General features: G+C 65.8%; 13 protein-coding genes. All 13 read left to right on the top strand.

The features are described 5' to 3' along the window. A partial coding sequence (locus V6B97_RS05300; RefSeq protein WP_333505457.1) for a hypothetical protein occupies positions 1-370 on the top strand: 370 nt, incomplete at its 5' end. 241 nt (positions 371-611) lie between these two features. After that, positions 612-1,565, top strand: a complete 954-nt coding sequence (gene hysB, locus V6B97_RS05305; protein WP_333505458.1) for a NiFeSe hydrogenase small subunit — start codon at positions 612-614, stop codon at positions 1,563-1,565. A gap of 30 nt (positions 1,566-1,595) precedes the next feature. Continuing rightward, positions 1,596-3,128 carry a NiFeSe hydrogenase large subunit HysA gene (gene hysA, locus V6B97_RS05310; protein ID WP_333505459.1) on the top strand — a complete coding sequence of 511 codons (1,533 nt, stop codon included), beginning with the start codon at positions 1,596-1,598 and terminating at the stop codon, positions 3,126-3,128. A 253-nt stretch (positions 3,129-3,381) separates the two neighbouring features. Beyond that, positions 3,382-3,861 (top strand): NiFeSe hydrogenase maturation protease, encoded by a 480-nt coding sequence (gene hysD / locus V6B97_RS05315; protein WP_333505460.1) that lies wholly within the window; start codon positions 3,382-3,384, stop codon positions 3,859-3,861. Between the two features lie 525 nt (positions 3,862-4,386). Continuing rightward, positions 4,387-5,340 (top strand): hydrogenase small subunit, encoded by a 954-nt coding sequence (locus tag V6B97_RS05320; RefSeq protein WP_333505461.1) that lies wholly within the window; start codon positions 4,387-4,389, stop codon positions 5,338-5,340. A 55-nt stretch (positions 5,341-5,395) separates the two neighbouring features. Next, on the top strand, positions 5,396-7,099 hold the full coding sequence (locus V6B97_RS05325; protein ID WP_333505462.1) for a nickel-dependent hydrogenase large subunit: 1,704 nt from the start codon (positions 5,396-5,398) through the stop codon (positions 7,097-7,099). Between the two features lie 158 nt (positions 7,100-7,257). After that, entirely contained in the window at positions 7,258-7,752 is a 495-nt protein-coding gene (locus V6B97_RS05330) for a HyaD/HybD family hydrogenase maturation endopeptidase (RefSeq protein WP_333505463.1), read from the top strand. A 48-nt stretch (positions 7,753-7,800) separates the two neighbouring features. Next, positions 7,801-8,052 carry a HypC/HybG/HupF family hydrogenase formation chaperone gene (locus V6B97_RS05335; protein WP_012611419.1) on the top strand — a complete coding sequence of 84 codons (252 nt, stop codon included), beginning with the start codon at positions 7,801-7,803 and terminating at the stop codon, positions 8,050-8,052. Between the two features lie 11 nt (positions 8,053-8,063). Continuing rightward, entirely contained in the window at positions 8,064-9,161 is a 1,098-nt protein-coding gene (locus tag V6B97_RS05340) for a nuclease (RefSeq protein ID WP_333505464.1), read from the top strand. A 75-nt stretch (positions 9,162-9,236) separates the two neighbouring features. Then, positions 9,237-9,899 carry a GDSL-type esterase/lipase family protein gene (locus tag V6B97_RS05345; RefSeq protein ID WP_333505466.1) on the top strand — a complete coding sequence of 221 codons (663 nt, stop codon included), beginning with the start codon at positions 9,237-9,239 and terminating at the stop codon, positions 9,897-9,899. Between the two features lie 304 nt (positions 9,900-10,203). Beyond that, positions 10,204-13,029, top strand: coding sequence for an isoleucine--tRNA ligase (gene ileS, locus V6B97_RS05350; protein ID WP_333505467.1), 2,826 nt, complete (start codon positions 10,204-10,206; stop codon positions 13,027-13,029). Between the two features lie 87 nt (positions 13,030-13,116). After that, the gene (gene lspA / locus V6B97_RS05355) at positions 13,117-13,617 is read left to right on the top strand and encodes a signal peptidase II (protein ID WP_333505468.1); all 501 of its coding nucleotides are present in this window, start codon (positions 13,117-13,119) and stop codon (positions 13,615-13,617) included. 9 nt (positions 13,618-13,626) lie between these two features. Further along, positions 13,627-13,821, top strand: coding sequence for a PLD nuclease N-terminal domain-containing protein (locus tag V6B97_RS05360; RefSeq protein WP_333505469.1), 195 nt, complete (start codon positions 13,627-13,629; stop codon positions 13,819-13,821). The last annotated feature ends 75 nt before the right edge of the window (positions 13,822-13,896 follow it).

A 13,896-nucleotide genomic window follows, 5' to 3' on the forward strand; every position in this document is an offset into this window, starting at 1 on the left:
TACTGATTACAAACCAAATTTCTTCGGGGGTTGGTACATTTTTTTAAATGGTTATCCTCCCCCGGCCCCCCTCCCCCCAAAACTCTTATTTGTGTTCTCCGTGCATTACGAGAATGCAAAACACGGGGTTCCAAGGGGCCACAGCCCCTTGGCCGCCGGAGGCGTCCAAAAGCAGACGGTGTCAACGACCAGCAACGCCCCGGCCATATGGCCGGGGCGTTTTTTGTCCATTGTTTCCTCGTATCAATGCTTGCTCAAGCATTTCATCCTGATCCTGCACAGCATTCGCACGCGCCGCGTGCGGCCCGGCCTGGCAAATCCTCAATGGGCACGGGCAGAAATGCTTCGCCCAGACAAGACACCTGCGTAGCACCACCCGGGCATCGATAACACATTTTTAATATTTATTCGCACTATCAGCCGCGTTTGACCGCTCAACCTTCGCAACCCACCCCGGCAAATCATTTTTTTCTATCAAAACTCGGCCCTTCCATCGACAGTGCATTGACCCTGGCGAGGGGGGAGGGCTATTCGTCATCGAAACAATACGGGGCTATCGCGGGAAAATAGCCGCCACGGTCTATGCAAACGCCGCAACCTAGGAGGCAGGGATGAGTCTCAACAGGCGTGATTTCGTCAAATTGTGCACAGGCACGGTTGCAGGGTTCGGGATATCCCAGATGTTCCACCCCGCCGTCTGTGAAGCCATTTCCGGCTCGCTGAACGGCGAACGGCCCCCGGTGCTCTGGCTGCAGGGCCAGGGCTGTACCGGCTGTTCGGTGTCGCTGCTGAACTCGGTGCACCCGACCATTGCCGACGTGCTGCTGAAGGTCATCAGCCTGGAGTTCCACCCCACCGTCATGGCGTGGGAAGGCGAACCCGCCATGGAACACATGATGAAGATCGCCGAGCAGTACAAGGGCAAGTACTTCGTCGTGGTCGAAGGGGCGGTGCCCACCGAGGCCGACGGCAAGTACTGCATCATCGGCGAGGCGCACCACAAGGAAATCTCCATGGCTGACGCCATGAAGACCATCGGCGCCAACGCCGCGGCCGTGCTGGCCGTGGGCACCTGCGCCGCCTACGGCGGCATTCCCGCCGCCCAGGGCAGCGAAACCGGCGCCAAGTCGGTGTCGCAGTTCTTCAAGGACAACGGCATCGCCACCCCGGTGGTGAACATTCCCGGCTGCCCGCCCCATCCCGACTGGATCGTGGGCACCGTGGTGGTGGCGCTGGACGCCATCAAGGCCAAGGGCCTCGCCGGCGGCCTTGGCGAAGTGGTCAAGCTGCTCGACGCCGACGGCCGTCCCACCCCGTTCTACGGCCGCAACGTCCACGAAAACTGCCCCTACCTTGATGCGTACGACGCCGGGAAGATGAGCGCCACCTTCACCCAGAAGGACGGCTGCCGCTACGACCTCGGCTGCAAGGGCCCGATGTCCATGTGCGACAGCTTCGAGCGCAAGTGGAACGGCGGGGTGAACTGGTGCATCTCCAACGCGGTGTGCATCGGCTGTGTCGAACCCGACTTCCCCGACGGCAAGTCCCCCTTCTACTCGGCCTAGCCCCCGGCGCCATACTCCAAGGAGGAAACCATGTCCGGCTGTACACCCAAGGCCGCTCCTGCCGGGGCCACCGGCAAGGCGACCATCGCCATCGACCCGGTAAGCAGAATCGAAGGGCACCTCAAAGCCGAAGTCGTCGTCGAGAACGGCGTGGTGGTTGACGCCCGCCTGTCCGGCGGCATGTACCGCGGCTTCGAAACCATCCTGCGCGGGCGCGACCCGCGCGACGCCTCGCAGATCGTCCAGCGCATCTGCGGCGTGTGCCCCACCGCCCACTCCACGGCGTCGTGCCTTGCGCTCGACAACGCCTTCAAGGTCAAGGTGCCCACCAACGGCCGCCTGACCCGCAACCTGACCTTCGGCGCCAACTACCTGCAATCGCACATCCTGCACTTCTACCACCTGGCCGCCCTGGACTTCGTGCAGGGGCCGGACAGCGCGCCCTTCGTGCCGCGCTACGCCAAGCCCGACCTGCGCCTGCCCAAGGACATCAACGCCGCCGCGGTGGACCAGTACCTGGAAGCGCTTGAAGTGCGCCGCATCTGCCACGAAATGGTCGCCATGTTCGGCGGGCGCATGCCCCACGTGCAGGGCCAGGTGATGGGCGGCACCACTGAAATCCCCACCAGGGAAGCCCTTGTCGAATACGCCGCCCGCTTCAAGAAGGTGCGCGAATTCGTCGAGACCAAGTACGTGCCCGTGGCCTACACCGTGGGCGCGGCCTACAAGGACCTGTTCAAGTTCGGCCAGGGCTACAAGAACTGCATCTCGTTCGGCGCGTTCCCGCTCAACGACGCCATGACCGAACTGCACCTGAAGCGCGGCGTGTACATCGACGGCAAGGACCAGCCGTTCGATCCCAAGTTGATCAAGGAATACGTCAAGTACTCCTGGTTCGACGACGCCACCACCGGCCTGCACTTCTCGGAAGGCAAGACGGTGCCCGCGCCCCACAAGGCCGGCGCGTACAGCTTCGTCAAGGCCCCCCGCTACAACGGCAAGGCCGTGGAATCCGGCCCGGTGGCCCGCATGTGGATCACCAACCCCGAACTGTCGCCCGCGGGCCAGAAGCTGCTGAAGGACCTCTTCAAGCTGAACGCCAAGCGCTTCCGCGACCTGGGCGACGAGGCCGCCTTCTCGGTCATGGGCCGCCACGTGGCCCGCGCCGAGGAAACCTACTACATGCTCGGCGCCATCGAGCGCTGGCTGAAGGAAGTGAAGGCCGGCGAGGAAACCTGGGCCGGCGCCGAAATCCCCGCCAGTTCCGAGGGCGTGGGCTTCACCGAGGCGCCGCGCGGCTCGCTGGTCCACTACGTCAACATCAAGGACCAGAAGATCGACAACTACCAGATCGTGTCCGCCACGCTCTGGAACTGCAACCCGCGCGACGACAGCGGCCAGCTTGGCCCGGTGGAGCGCGCCCTGATCGGCACCCCCGTGCCGGACATCGGCAACCCGGTGAACGTGGCGCGGGTGATCCGCGCCTTCGACCCGTGACTGGGCTGCGCCGTGCACGTGCTGCACGCTGAATCCGGCAAGGTTTCCGTCGTCGAAGTGAAGTAGACGAAGACGACCGACGCTACGGAGGGGGCCAGACCGGCAGGACCGGCCGGGCCCCCTCTTCTTTTTCCGCCGCCCGTGCGCCCACCATCTTGCGCCGCCATCGACCCCGCCATAAGGTGGTTGCCGACGACGGGCCGCCCGGACACCGAAGCCCCATCGCTCCCCCCACACACACCGGCACGGACCGGGCCGCATTATGCGGCGCCATTTTTTTCCGCGTACGCACGAAGACCAGGAGACACCGGAGCATCCCATGCAGAAGCTGCTCGTACTCGGCATCGGCAACACCCTGCTCACCGACGACGGCGTCGGCGTGTTCGCCGCCGAGGAACTGATGAAGGAAACCTGGCCGCAGAACGTCACCATCATGGACGGCGGCACCTTCACCCAGGACATCTTCTACCTGTTCGAAGGGTACGACCGCCTGCTGGTGCTGGACATCGTGCACGCCAAGGGCGCCCCCGGCACCATCTACCGCCTGTCCGAGGACGACCTGGTCCAGAACGAGAAACAGCGGCTGTCCATCCACGACGTGGATCTCATCGACTCGCTGAAAATGGCCGAACTGCGCGGCCCGCGTCCGCGCATGCAGGTCATCGGCATGGAGCCGCACGACTTCCTGAACTGGAACATCGGGCTTTCCGAGCCGGTGCAGGCCGCCTTTCCGCGCTTCGTCGAGGTGGCGCGCGAAGAAATCCGCACCATCATCGCGGAAATGGAACAGGCCGGCTGAACCGCGCAGGCCACGTAAGCTGGGCAACCGGGGTAAGCCGGGCAGGCCAGACCAGCCGGGCGAGCCGGGTCCGGTGAAGGCCGCCCCCCCCAGCGACGCGTTGATAAGTAACGCACCAAAGAAAGTGCCACGTTTTTTTAAAACGTGGCACTTTCTTTGGTTTCCCCACTACCCGCCTTCAGCACACCTACCGCTCAAAATTGAACACACAAACAACGCAATATGACAGTAATCCCGGCCTTCATTGCATGGCGGATGCGCAGGTTACGATGCGCCGTGCCGGGCGTTGCAGGCAGGCATTCCCTTCCGCGATGCGGAAATGTGTGCGTCATTTGCATTTTCAATTGGAATAACGTTTCAATGTGTTGTATCTTCCCGCCAAACGTGCGGACAGGTCACCGCGGGAAACGGATGCACGCAGAAGCGCCCGCATCCGGGGGGCCTTTCGCACCAGTACGACCCTTACCCCGTCGCGCCGCTGGCGGCGGGCAGGCACGGCATGACGCCGTGCCGAAGGAGGCAGGGATGAAAATCTCGATCGGTCTCGGCAAGGAGGGCGTGGAGGAAAGGCTTGCGGAACGCGGCGTGTCACGACGCGACTTCCTCAAGTTCTGTACGGCCATCGCCGTGACCATGGGCATGGGCCCCGCGTTCGCGCCGGAAGTTGCCCGCGCGCTCATGGGTCCCCGGCGTCCGTCCGTGGTCTACCTGCACAACGCCGAATGCACCGGCTGTTCCGAATCGGTGCTGCGCGCGTTCGAACCCTACATCGACACCCTCATTCTGGACACGCTCTCCCTCGACTACCATGAGACCATCATGGCCGCCGCGGGCGAGGCGGCGGAAGCCGCCCTGGAACAGGCCGTCAACAGCCCGCACGGCTTCATCGCCGTGGTGGAAGGCGGCATCCCCACGGCTGCCAACGGCATCTACGGCAAGGTGGCCAACCACACCATGCTGGACATCTGCTCGCGCATCCTGCCCAAGGCCCAGGCCGTCATCTCGTACGGCACTTGCGCCACCTTCGGCGGCGTGCAGGCGGCCAAGCCCAACCCCACCGGGGCCAAGGGCGTCAACGACGCGCTGAAGCACCTCGGCGTCAACGCCATCAACATCTCCGGCTGCCCGCCGAACCCGTACAACCTGGTCGGCACCATCGTGTACTACCTGCAGAACAAGGCCGTGCCCGAACTGGACAGCCTGAACCGGCCCACCATGTTCTTCGGCCTGACCGTGCACGAACAGTGCCCCCGCCTGCCGCACTTCGACGCGGGCGAATTCGCCCCGTCGTTCGAATCGGAAGAAGCCCGCAAGGGCTGGTGCCTCTACGAGCTGGGCTGCAAGGGCCCGGTGACCATGAACAACTGCCCGAAGATCAAGTTCAACCAGACCAACTGGCCCGTGGACGCGGGGCACCCCTGCATCGGGTGCAGCGAACCCGACTTCTGGGACGCCATGACCCCGTTCTACCAGAACTGATCACGCGCACGCGCAAGGTCACCATACCCCACAAGCAACAGCCAAGGAGGATACCATGAGCGGCTGCAGAGCCCAGAATGCTCCGGGCGGCATCCCCGTGACGCCCAAGAGCTCCTATAGCGGTCCCATCGTCGTCGACCCGGTGACCCGCATCGAAGGCCACCTGCGCATCGAGGTGGAAGTCGAGAACGGCAAGGTCAAGAACGCCTACAGCAGTTCCACGCTGTTCCGGGGCCTGGAAATCATCCTGAAGGGCCGCGACCCCCGCGACGCCCAGCACTTCACCCAGCGCACCTGCGGCGTGTGCACCTACACCCACGCGCTGGCCTCCACCCGTTGCGTGGACAACGCCGTGGGCGTGCACATTCCCAAGAACGCCACCTACATCCGCAACCTGGTGCTGGGCGCGCAGTACCTGCACGACCACATCGTGCACTTCTACCACCTGCACGCCCTGGACTTCGTGGACGTGACCGCCGCGCTGAAGGCCGACCCGGCCAAGGCCGCCAAGGTCGCCTCGTCCATCTCGCCCCGCAAGACCACGGCCGCCGACCTCAAGGCCGTGCAGGACAAGCTGAAGACCTTCGTGGACAGCGGGCAGCTCGGCCCGTTCACCAACGCCTACTTCCTGGGCGGCCACCCCGCCTACTACCTGGACCCGGAAACCAACCTCATCGCCACCGCCCACTACCTGGAGGCCCTGCGCCTGCAAGTGAAGGCGGCCCGCGCCATGGCCGTGTTCGGCGCCAAGAACCCGCACACCCAGTTCACCGTGGTGGGCGGCGTGACCTGCTACGACGCCCTGACCCCGCAGCGCATCGCGGAGTTCGAGGCGTTGTGGAAGGAAACCAAGGCGTTCGTGGATGAAGTGTACATCCCCGACCTGCTGGTGGTGGCGGCGGCCTACAAGGACTGGGCGCAGTACGGCGGCACCACCAACTTCATCACCTTCGGCGAATTCCCCAAGGACGAGTACGACCTGAACAGCCGGTACTTCAAGCCGGGCGTGGTCTTCAAGCGCGACATCGCCAACCTCAAGCCCTTCGACAAGATGCAGATCGAAGAGCACGTGCGCCACAGCTGGTACGAAGGCGCGGAAGCCCTCCACCCGTGGAAGGGCCAGACCCAGCCCAAGTACACCGACCTGCACGGCGACGACCGCTACTCGTGGATGAAGGCCCCCCGCTACATGGGCGAACCCATGGAAACCGGGCCTCTCGCCCAGGTGCTGGTGGCCTACGCGCAGGGGCATCCCAAGGTGAAGGCCCTGACCGACGCCGTGCTGGCCAAGCTGGGCGTGGGCCCGGAAGCCCTGTTCTCCACCTTGGGCCGCACGGCGGCGCGCGGCATCGAAACCGCCGTCATCGCCGAATACGTGGGCGTGATGTTGCAGGAATACAAGGACAACATCGCCAGTGGCGACAACGTCATCTGCGCCCCGTGGGAAATGCCCAAGCAGGCGGAGGGCGTGGGCTTCGTCAACGCCCCGCGCGGCGGCCTGTCGCACTGGATCCGCATCGAGGACGGCAAGATCGGCAACTTCCAGCTGGTCGTGCCCTCCACCTGGAGCCTCGGCCCCCGCTGCGGCAAGAACAAGATGGCCCCGGTGGAAGAGTCGCTCATCGGCACCCCGGTGGCCGACGCCAAGCGCCCGGTGGAAATCCTGCGCACGGTGCACTCGTTCGACCCGTGCATCGCCTGCGGCGTGCACGTCATCGACGGGCACACCAACGAAGTGCACAAGTTCCGCATCCTGTAGGCCACGCGGCTTCGCGCCCGCGCGCCTGCACGGCCGGACGCCCGGCAAAAGGCGCCCGGGCAGGCCAGACGACACGGCGCGAAGCCTGCGCTTTACCCCTGAAAACCAAAAGGCCCGGCCTTGCGCCGGGCCTTTTCCAACCCTATAGTACACCCCACATGAGCAACCGCCCCAACATCCTCGTCCTTGGCGTGGGCAACATCCTGTACACCGACGAAGGCATCGGCGTGCGCGCCGTCGAGGCGTTGCAGAAGGCGCACGCCTTCAGCGACAACGTCACCGTCATGGACGGCGGCACCCTTGGCATGCGGCTCATGGACGCCATCATGGAGTGCGACCACCTCATCGTGGTGGACGCCGTGCTCGCGGGCGACGAACCCGGCGCCGTCTACCGCCTGACCGGCGAAGACCTGCGCAAGAGCCTCGGCTTCAACGACTCCATGCACCAGACCGACCTCGTGGACACCCTGATCTTCTGCGAACTGGTAGGCAAACGGCCAGAGGCGGTGATCATCGGCATGGAGCCCCACGACTACCAGTCGCTGGGCACCGAACTTTCCCCCGTGGCGGGCCAGCGCCTGCCCCTGCTGTGCGACGCCGTGGTCGCCGAGGTACGCCGCGCGGGCGGCGACTGCGCCCCGGCCACCGACTGAACAACCTGCCTGAACAACCTGACAGAACAACCCGACGGAGCAGACCCGATGTGCCTCGCCATCCCCGCCGAGATCGTTGAAATCAATGACGCCGGCATGGCCAAGTGTCGTGTGGGCAAGAGCGAAACCTACCTCAACGTCTCGGCCATGCTGCTGCCCGAACGTCCCGCCATCGGCGAATACGTCATCGTGCACGCCGGGTTCGCCCTGCGCGTGCTGGACAAGGCCGAGGCCGAGGAAACCCTGCGGCTGCTGCGCGAAATGTCCGAGGCCGTGGAAGGCCAGCCCGCCGGGTTCTAGGAGTTCCGAACATGCCGATCCAGCACAGCCTTTGGCATGTTGGCGCAACACCGCAACCGTTGCGCGAAGGCTCACTGCCCAGCGAGGCGCTACTGGAAGACATGATCGTCGCGGCACCAGACATCCTGTCGCGGGAATGGATGATCATCGGCCGCCAGGAAGACACTGGCTTAGGTGGCCGCATCGACCTTCTGGCGCTTGCCCCCGATGGAACGCTGATTCTCATTGAGCTGAAACGCGGCAAGACCCCGCGCGAGGTGGTCGCACAGGCCATCGACTACGCAAGCTGGGCGGAACAGCTTGAGGCTCAGGACATCACGCGCATCTACGCCCGATTTGCGAATGGCGGGTCTCTGGATGCCGCCTTTACCGCACGTTTCGGCCAACCCCTCGATCCGGAAACGCTGAACCAGTCCCACCAGATCGTCATCGTGGCCTCGGCACTGGATGCCGCCAGCGAACGGATCGTCGGCTACCTGAACCGCCGCGACATCCCCATCAACGTGCTGTGCTTCCAGGTGTTCGAGAGCGAATCGGGGCACCTGCTCAGCCGCGCATGGCTGCTCGACCCCGTCGAAACGCAGGCCGCCGCCGCAACCAGCAGCGCCAAGGCGATAAAGGAGCCATGGAACGGCGAATACTATGCCTCGTTCGGGCACAGTAAGACCCGCGATTGGGAAGAGGCGCGCCGTTACGGCTTCATCTGCGCGGGTGGCGGTTCCTGGTATAGCGGCACCCTCGGTCTTCTTCAGACGGATGACCTGATCTGGGTCAAGGCTCCGGGGTATGGCTTCGTTGGGGTTGGCCGCGTTCGCGGCGGGCCGGTACCAGCAACCGACTTCACGCTGAAGGACGAGCATGGAGTAGAGCGGCCTGCCATGGACGTGCTGACAAAAGCGAGCTACCATCGGGAGTTCATTAATGATCCCGAACGAATCGAGAGCTTCGTAGCTGTGGATTGGACCGAAACCCGACCGCTGGCTGAAGCTGTTAATGAAGCGGGAATGTTCGGCAACCAGAATACCGTCTGCGCGCCGAAAACACCCAAGTGGCGGCATACCGTCGAACGGCTGAAAGAGCTTTTCCCCAATTGGAACAAGGCCGGGTGACATCCGACAACCGGTGATGCGGCCAAGGTAGCGAGTCCCATCGCGCCGCTCTTTCCGCCCGCAACACGAGCCCCCATGTCGCACTCCACCGCACTCCCCCTCACCCTGCTGGCCCTCGGCGACAGCCTGACCGAGGGCTACGGCCTGGAACCCGAGGCCGCCTTTCCCGCCGCGCTGGAACGGCTGCTGCGCGCGGGCGGTCCAACGGCGCGTCACCCTGACGCCACGGTGATCAACCTGGGCCTTTCGGGCGACACCACGGCGGGCGGCCTGCGCCGCCTGCGCGCGTGGTTGGCCCGCACCCCCGGCTTCGTCAACGACGTGGGGGCGGCCCCGCGCTGCTTCGCCATGGTGGAACTGGGGGCCAACGACGGCTTCATGGGGCTGGACCCGCAGGACATGGAGGAAAACCTGGCCGCCATCCTGGCCCTGCTGGCCGAACGGGGCGTGCCCGCGCTGCTGGCCGGGTTCAGGGCCGAATTTTCCGACGACCCTGACTACGCCGAAGACTACGACGCCCTGTTCCCGCGCCTGGCCGCACGCTTCGGCGTGCCCCTGTGGCCCTACGTGCTGGACGGCATCTGGGGCGTGGCGGACCTGACCCTGTGGGACGGCCTGCACCCCAACGCCGCCGGGGCCGAACGCATGGCAAGGGCGGCCCTGCCGCACGTTCTGGACATGGTCAGGGGCGGCGGAACTGGCGATTCTGGCGGAACTGGCGAAACCGTCGGATCGTAGCGGGCGCAACGCGGTACGCCGGACTTGTGCGGCCAGACCCGTGCCGCCCCCCGTGCGGCAATCCCTCCGCCCCTTCGACGGACCTCCCTCGCCCCCGTTCCGCGCACCGCGCCAGCCATCCTCCCGCCGTTCCAGCGCCCGCGCGGGCCGCGCGCGGCTTGACTTCCGCACCTTCTTGAACCAATTACATCGTTTTGCATCACCCGGCGGTACGCGCCACGCGCGCCGTCACCCCCGCCGGGCGCGGCCATGCGCCGCCGCCGGACCTTCCGGCATGCCGATACCCCCCAGGAGCAGCACGTCCATGAGCGACTACAAGAAGACCCTGCATCTGCCCGACACCAAATTTCCCATGAAGGCCAACCTTACCCAGCGCGAGCCGGAAATGCTTAAGTTCTGGGAAGGAATAGACGCCTACGCCGCCATGGCCCAGGCGTCCGGCCAGAAGGGCGCGTACGTCCTCCACGACGGCCCCCCCTACGCCAACGGGCACATTCACCTGGGGACGGCGCTGAACAAGATCCTGAAGGACATGGTGGTCAAGTCGCGCAACATGCAGGGCTACGCCGCCCGCTACGTGCCCGGCTGGGACTGTCACGGCCTGCCCATCGAACACAAGGTGGAGCTGGAACTGGGTGAAAAGAAGAAGGAACTTCCCGCCCACGTGGTACGCAAGCGCTGCCGCCAGTACGCGGAAAAATACCTGGACATCCAGCGCAAGGAATTCAAGCGCCTGGGCGTGCTGGGCGCGTGGGACAAGCCGTACGTCACCATGGACCCGGCCTACGAATCGGCCACCGCGCGCGAGCTCGGCAACTTCGTGGCCGCGGGCAGCGTGGTGCGCAGCAAGAAGCCCATCTACTGGTGCTGCTCGTGCCAGACCGCCCTGGCCGAGGCCGAGGTGGAATACTACGACCACACCTCGCCCTCCATCTTCGTGCGCTTCCCCCTGCGCGACGCCAGGGTGGCCGACGTGCTGGGCCTGCCCCCCGCAGACGCGGCCACCGCGTATATCGTCATCTGGACCACCACCCCGTGGACCCTGCCCGACAACATGGCCGTGGCCGTGCACCCCGACCACGACTACGCCGTGGTCCGCCAGGACGGCGCGCACTACGTGCTGGCCGCCGCGCTGGTGGAAAGCTGCGCCAAGACCTTCGGCTGGGAAGGCCATGAAGTCGTCGCCACCGTGCCGGGCGCGAAGCTGGAAGGGCTGGCCGCCGCGCACCCCTTCTACGACCGCCCCTCTCCGGTGGTGCTGGCCGACTACGTGGTGCTCGATTCCGGCACCGGCTGCGTGCACACCGCGCCCGGCCACGGCCGCGAGGACTACGAGACCGGCCTGCGCTACGGGCTGGAAATCCTTTCGCCGCTCAACGACGAAGGGCGCTTCCTCGATTCCGTGCCCTTCTTCGCCGGGCTCACCGTGTTCGAGGCCAACCCCAAGGTCATCGAAAAGCTGCGCGAAGTGGGCAACCTGCTGGCGGAGCGCAAGATTTCGCACAGCTACCCGCACTGCTGGCGCTGCAAGAAGCCGGTCATCTTCCGGGCCACCACCCAGTGGTTCATCGCCATGGAACGGAACGACCTGCGCGCCCGCGCCCTGTCGGCCATCCGCAACGACGTGCGCTGGATTCCGGCCTGGGGCGAGGAACGCATCCACAACATGATCGAATTCCGCCCCGACTGGTGCATCTCGCGCCAGCGCACCTGGGGCGTGCCCATCATCGCCCTGCTCTGCGAAGGCTGCGGCGAGGCGTGGAACGACGCCGCCTGGATGCGCGACATCGCCGACCGCTTCGCCAAACACCCCACCGGCTGCGACTACTGGTACGAAACGCCGCTGGAAGACGTCGTGCCCGCCGGTCTGGCCTGCCCGCACTGCGGCGGCAACCACTGGAAGAAGGAAACCGACATCCTGGACGTGTGGTTCGATTCCGGCACCAGCTTCTCGGCCGTGCTGGAGCAGCGCGAGGACACCTCGTTCCCGGCGGACCTGTACCTGGAAGGCTCGGACCAGCATCGCGGCTGGTTCCACAGTTCGCTGCTGGCCTCCATGGGCACGCGCGGCGTGCCGCCCTACCGCGCCGTGCTCACCCACGGCTACGTGGTGGACGGCGAGGGCCGCAAGATGTCCAAGTCCATCGGCAACGTCATCGCGCCGCAGGAGATCATCGACAAGTACGGCGCGGAAATCCTGCGCCTGTGGGTGGCGTCCGTGGACTACCGCGAGGACATCCGCATCTCGGACGAAATCCTCAGCCGCCTGGTGGACGCCTACCGGCGCATCCGCAACACCTGCCGCTACCTGCTGGGCAACCTCGACGACCTGACGCCCGAAGAGATCGTGCCGTTCTCGGTCATGGACCCGCTGGACCGCTACGCGCTGGACATCGTCACCGACGCCCACACCCGCATCCAGGAGGCGTATGCCGAGTTCGAGTTCCACAAGGTGTTCCACACCCTGCACAACCTGTGCGTGACCGACCTCAGCGCCTTCTACCTCGACGTGCTCAAGGACCGCCTGTACGCCTCGGCCAAGGACAGCCCGGAACGCCGCTCGGCCCAGACGGCCCTGCTGCACATCCTGCTGGTGCTGGTGCGCGACATGGCCCCGGTGCTCAGCTTCACGGCCGAGGAAGTGTTCCGGCACATCCCCGAGGCGTTGCGCCCGGCCGCGCCCACGGTGTTCGCCCTGCGCGGGGCCGACACGCCGCTGTACAACGTCAGTTCCGACGAGAGCGAACGGTGGGAGGCCGTGCTGGCCGTGCGGTCCGAGGTGACCAAGGCCATCGAGCCGTTGCGCAAGGCGGGCACGGTGGGCCATTCGCTGGATACCCACGTGACCCTGTACGCCGACCACAAGCTGGCCGCCCTGCTGCGCGCCACCGGCACCGACCTGCGCGCGGTGTTCATTGTCTCCAGGCTGAACATCGCCCCGCTGGAGGACGCGCCGGAAACCGCCTTCGCCTCCGAGGAGGTCAAGGGCCTGCGCATCGGCGTGGCCAAGGCCCCCGGCGCCAAGTGCGAGCGCTGCTGGATCTACCACGAGGACCTTGGCGCCGACCCGGACTTCCCCGGCGCCTGCGGCCGCTGCACCACGGTGCTGCGCACCGGCGGCGCCGGGTAGCGGCAACAGGCCCGATCATGCTCCCCCCGCCCGGCGACGCCGATGCGCGGCCGGGCGGGGCATACGCCCAAAGCCCAAAGAGGCCCCATGCGTCCCAGATTCGTCATGGTCTTCTCCATCGCCGCGGCCGTCATCGGCCTCGACCAGCTCACCAAGCTGTGGGCGGTGACGGCCATTCCCGAACACCACTCGGTGCCGGTCGTCGCCGGGTTCTTCGACCTGGTCAACGTGCGCAACCGGGGGGCGGCCTTCGGCTTCCTGAACCGCTCCGACATAGAGTGGCAGTTCTGGCTGTTCCTGGTGGCCACGGTGCTGGCGGTGTGGGCCATCGTCTCGCTTACCCGCGCGGCGCAGGAAGACAAGGTGCTGTTCACCGGGTTCGGCTGCATCCTCGGCGGCGCCCTCGGCAACCTCGTCGACCGGGTGCGCTTTCGCGCGGTGATCGACTTCCTGGACTTCTACGTGGGCGACTGGCACTGGCCCGCCTTCAACGTGGCGGACATCGCCATCTGCGTCGGGGCGTTCCTGGCCTTCATCGCCATGTACCGCCAGCCCGCGCCCCGCAACTCCGCACCCAAGGCCCGGTAGGAGACCCGCATGAATACCGCCCTGCTCATCCCCCTGCTCGCCATTCCCATCTTGCCCAACCTGTGGTGCATCTGGCATTCTTACAACCACGAGTTCGAACGCCCGGCGGAAAAAGCCCTGTGGATGGCGGCCGGGATATTCCTTCCCGTGCTCGGCGGGCTTGCCTACCTCGTCTTCGGCCAGCGGCGCGCCCGCAAGGCATGACGCAGGCCGGGCCCGACGTCCCGCCGCACCGCACAGGCGGCACCCGGCCGGGGCACCGAACCCTTACGCCACGCA

The organism is Nitratidesulfovibrio sp. 1201_IL3209 (genome assembly GCF_036763125.1).
In the GTDB taxonomy this organism is placed as follows: domain Bacteria; phylum Desulfobacterota; class Desulfovibrionia; order Desulfovibrionales; family Desulfovibrionaceae; genus Cupidesulfovibrio.

Coding starts and splice junctions, on each gene's coding strand:
- V6B97_RS05340 (WP_333505464.1), top strand. CDS start 8,064: ATGCCGATCCAGCACAGCCTTTGGCATGTTGGCGCAACACCGCAACCG.
- V6B97_RS05320 (WP_333505461.1), top strand. CDS start 4,387: ATGAAAATCTCGATCGGTCTCGGCAAGGAGGGCGTGGAGGAAAGGCTT.
- V6B97_RS05360 (WP_333505469.1), top strand. CDS start 13,627: ATGAATACCGCCCTGCTCATCCCCCTGCTCGCCATTCCCATCTTGCCC.
- V6B97_RS05335 (WP_012611419.1), top strand. CDS start 7,801: ATGTGCCTCGCCATCCCCGCCGAGATCGTTGAAATCAATGACGCCGGC.
- V6B97_RS05325 (WP_333505462.1), top strand. CDS start 5,396: ATGAGCGGCTGCAGAGCCCAGAATGCTCCGGGCGGCATCCCCGTGACG.
- lspA (WP_333505468.1), top strand. CDS start 13,117: ATGCGTCCCAGATTCGTCATGGTCTTCTCCATCGCCGCGGCCGTCATC.
- hysB (WP_333505458.1), top strand. CDS start 612: ATGAGTCTCAACAGGCGTGATTTCGTCAAATTGTGCACAGGCACGGTT.
- hysD (WP_333505460.1), top strand. CDS start 3,382: ATGCAGAAGCTGCTCGTACTCGGCATCGGCAACACCCTGCTCACCGAC.
- ileS (WP_333505467.1), top strand. CDS start 10,204: ATGAGCGACTACAAGAAGACCCTGCATCTGCCCGACACCAAATTTCCC.
- V6B97_RS05330 (WP_333505463.1), top strand. CDS start 7,258: ATGAGCAACCGCCCCAACATCCTCGTCCTTGGCGTGGGCAACATCCTG.
- V6B97_RS05345 (WP_333505466.1), top strand. CDS start 9,237: ATGTCGCACTCCACCGCACTCCCCCTCACCCTGCTGGCCCTCGGCGAC.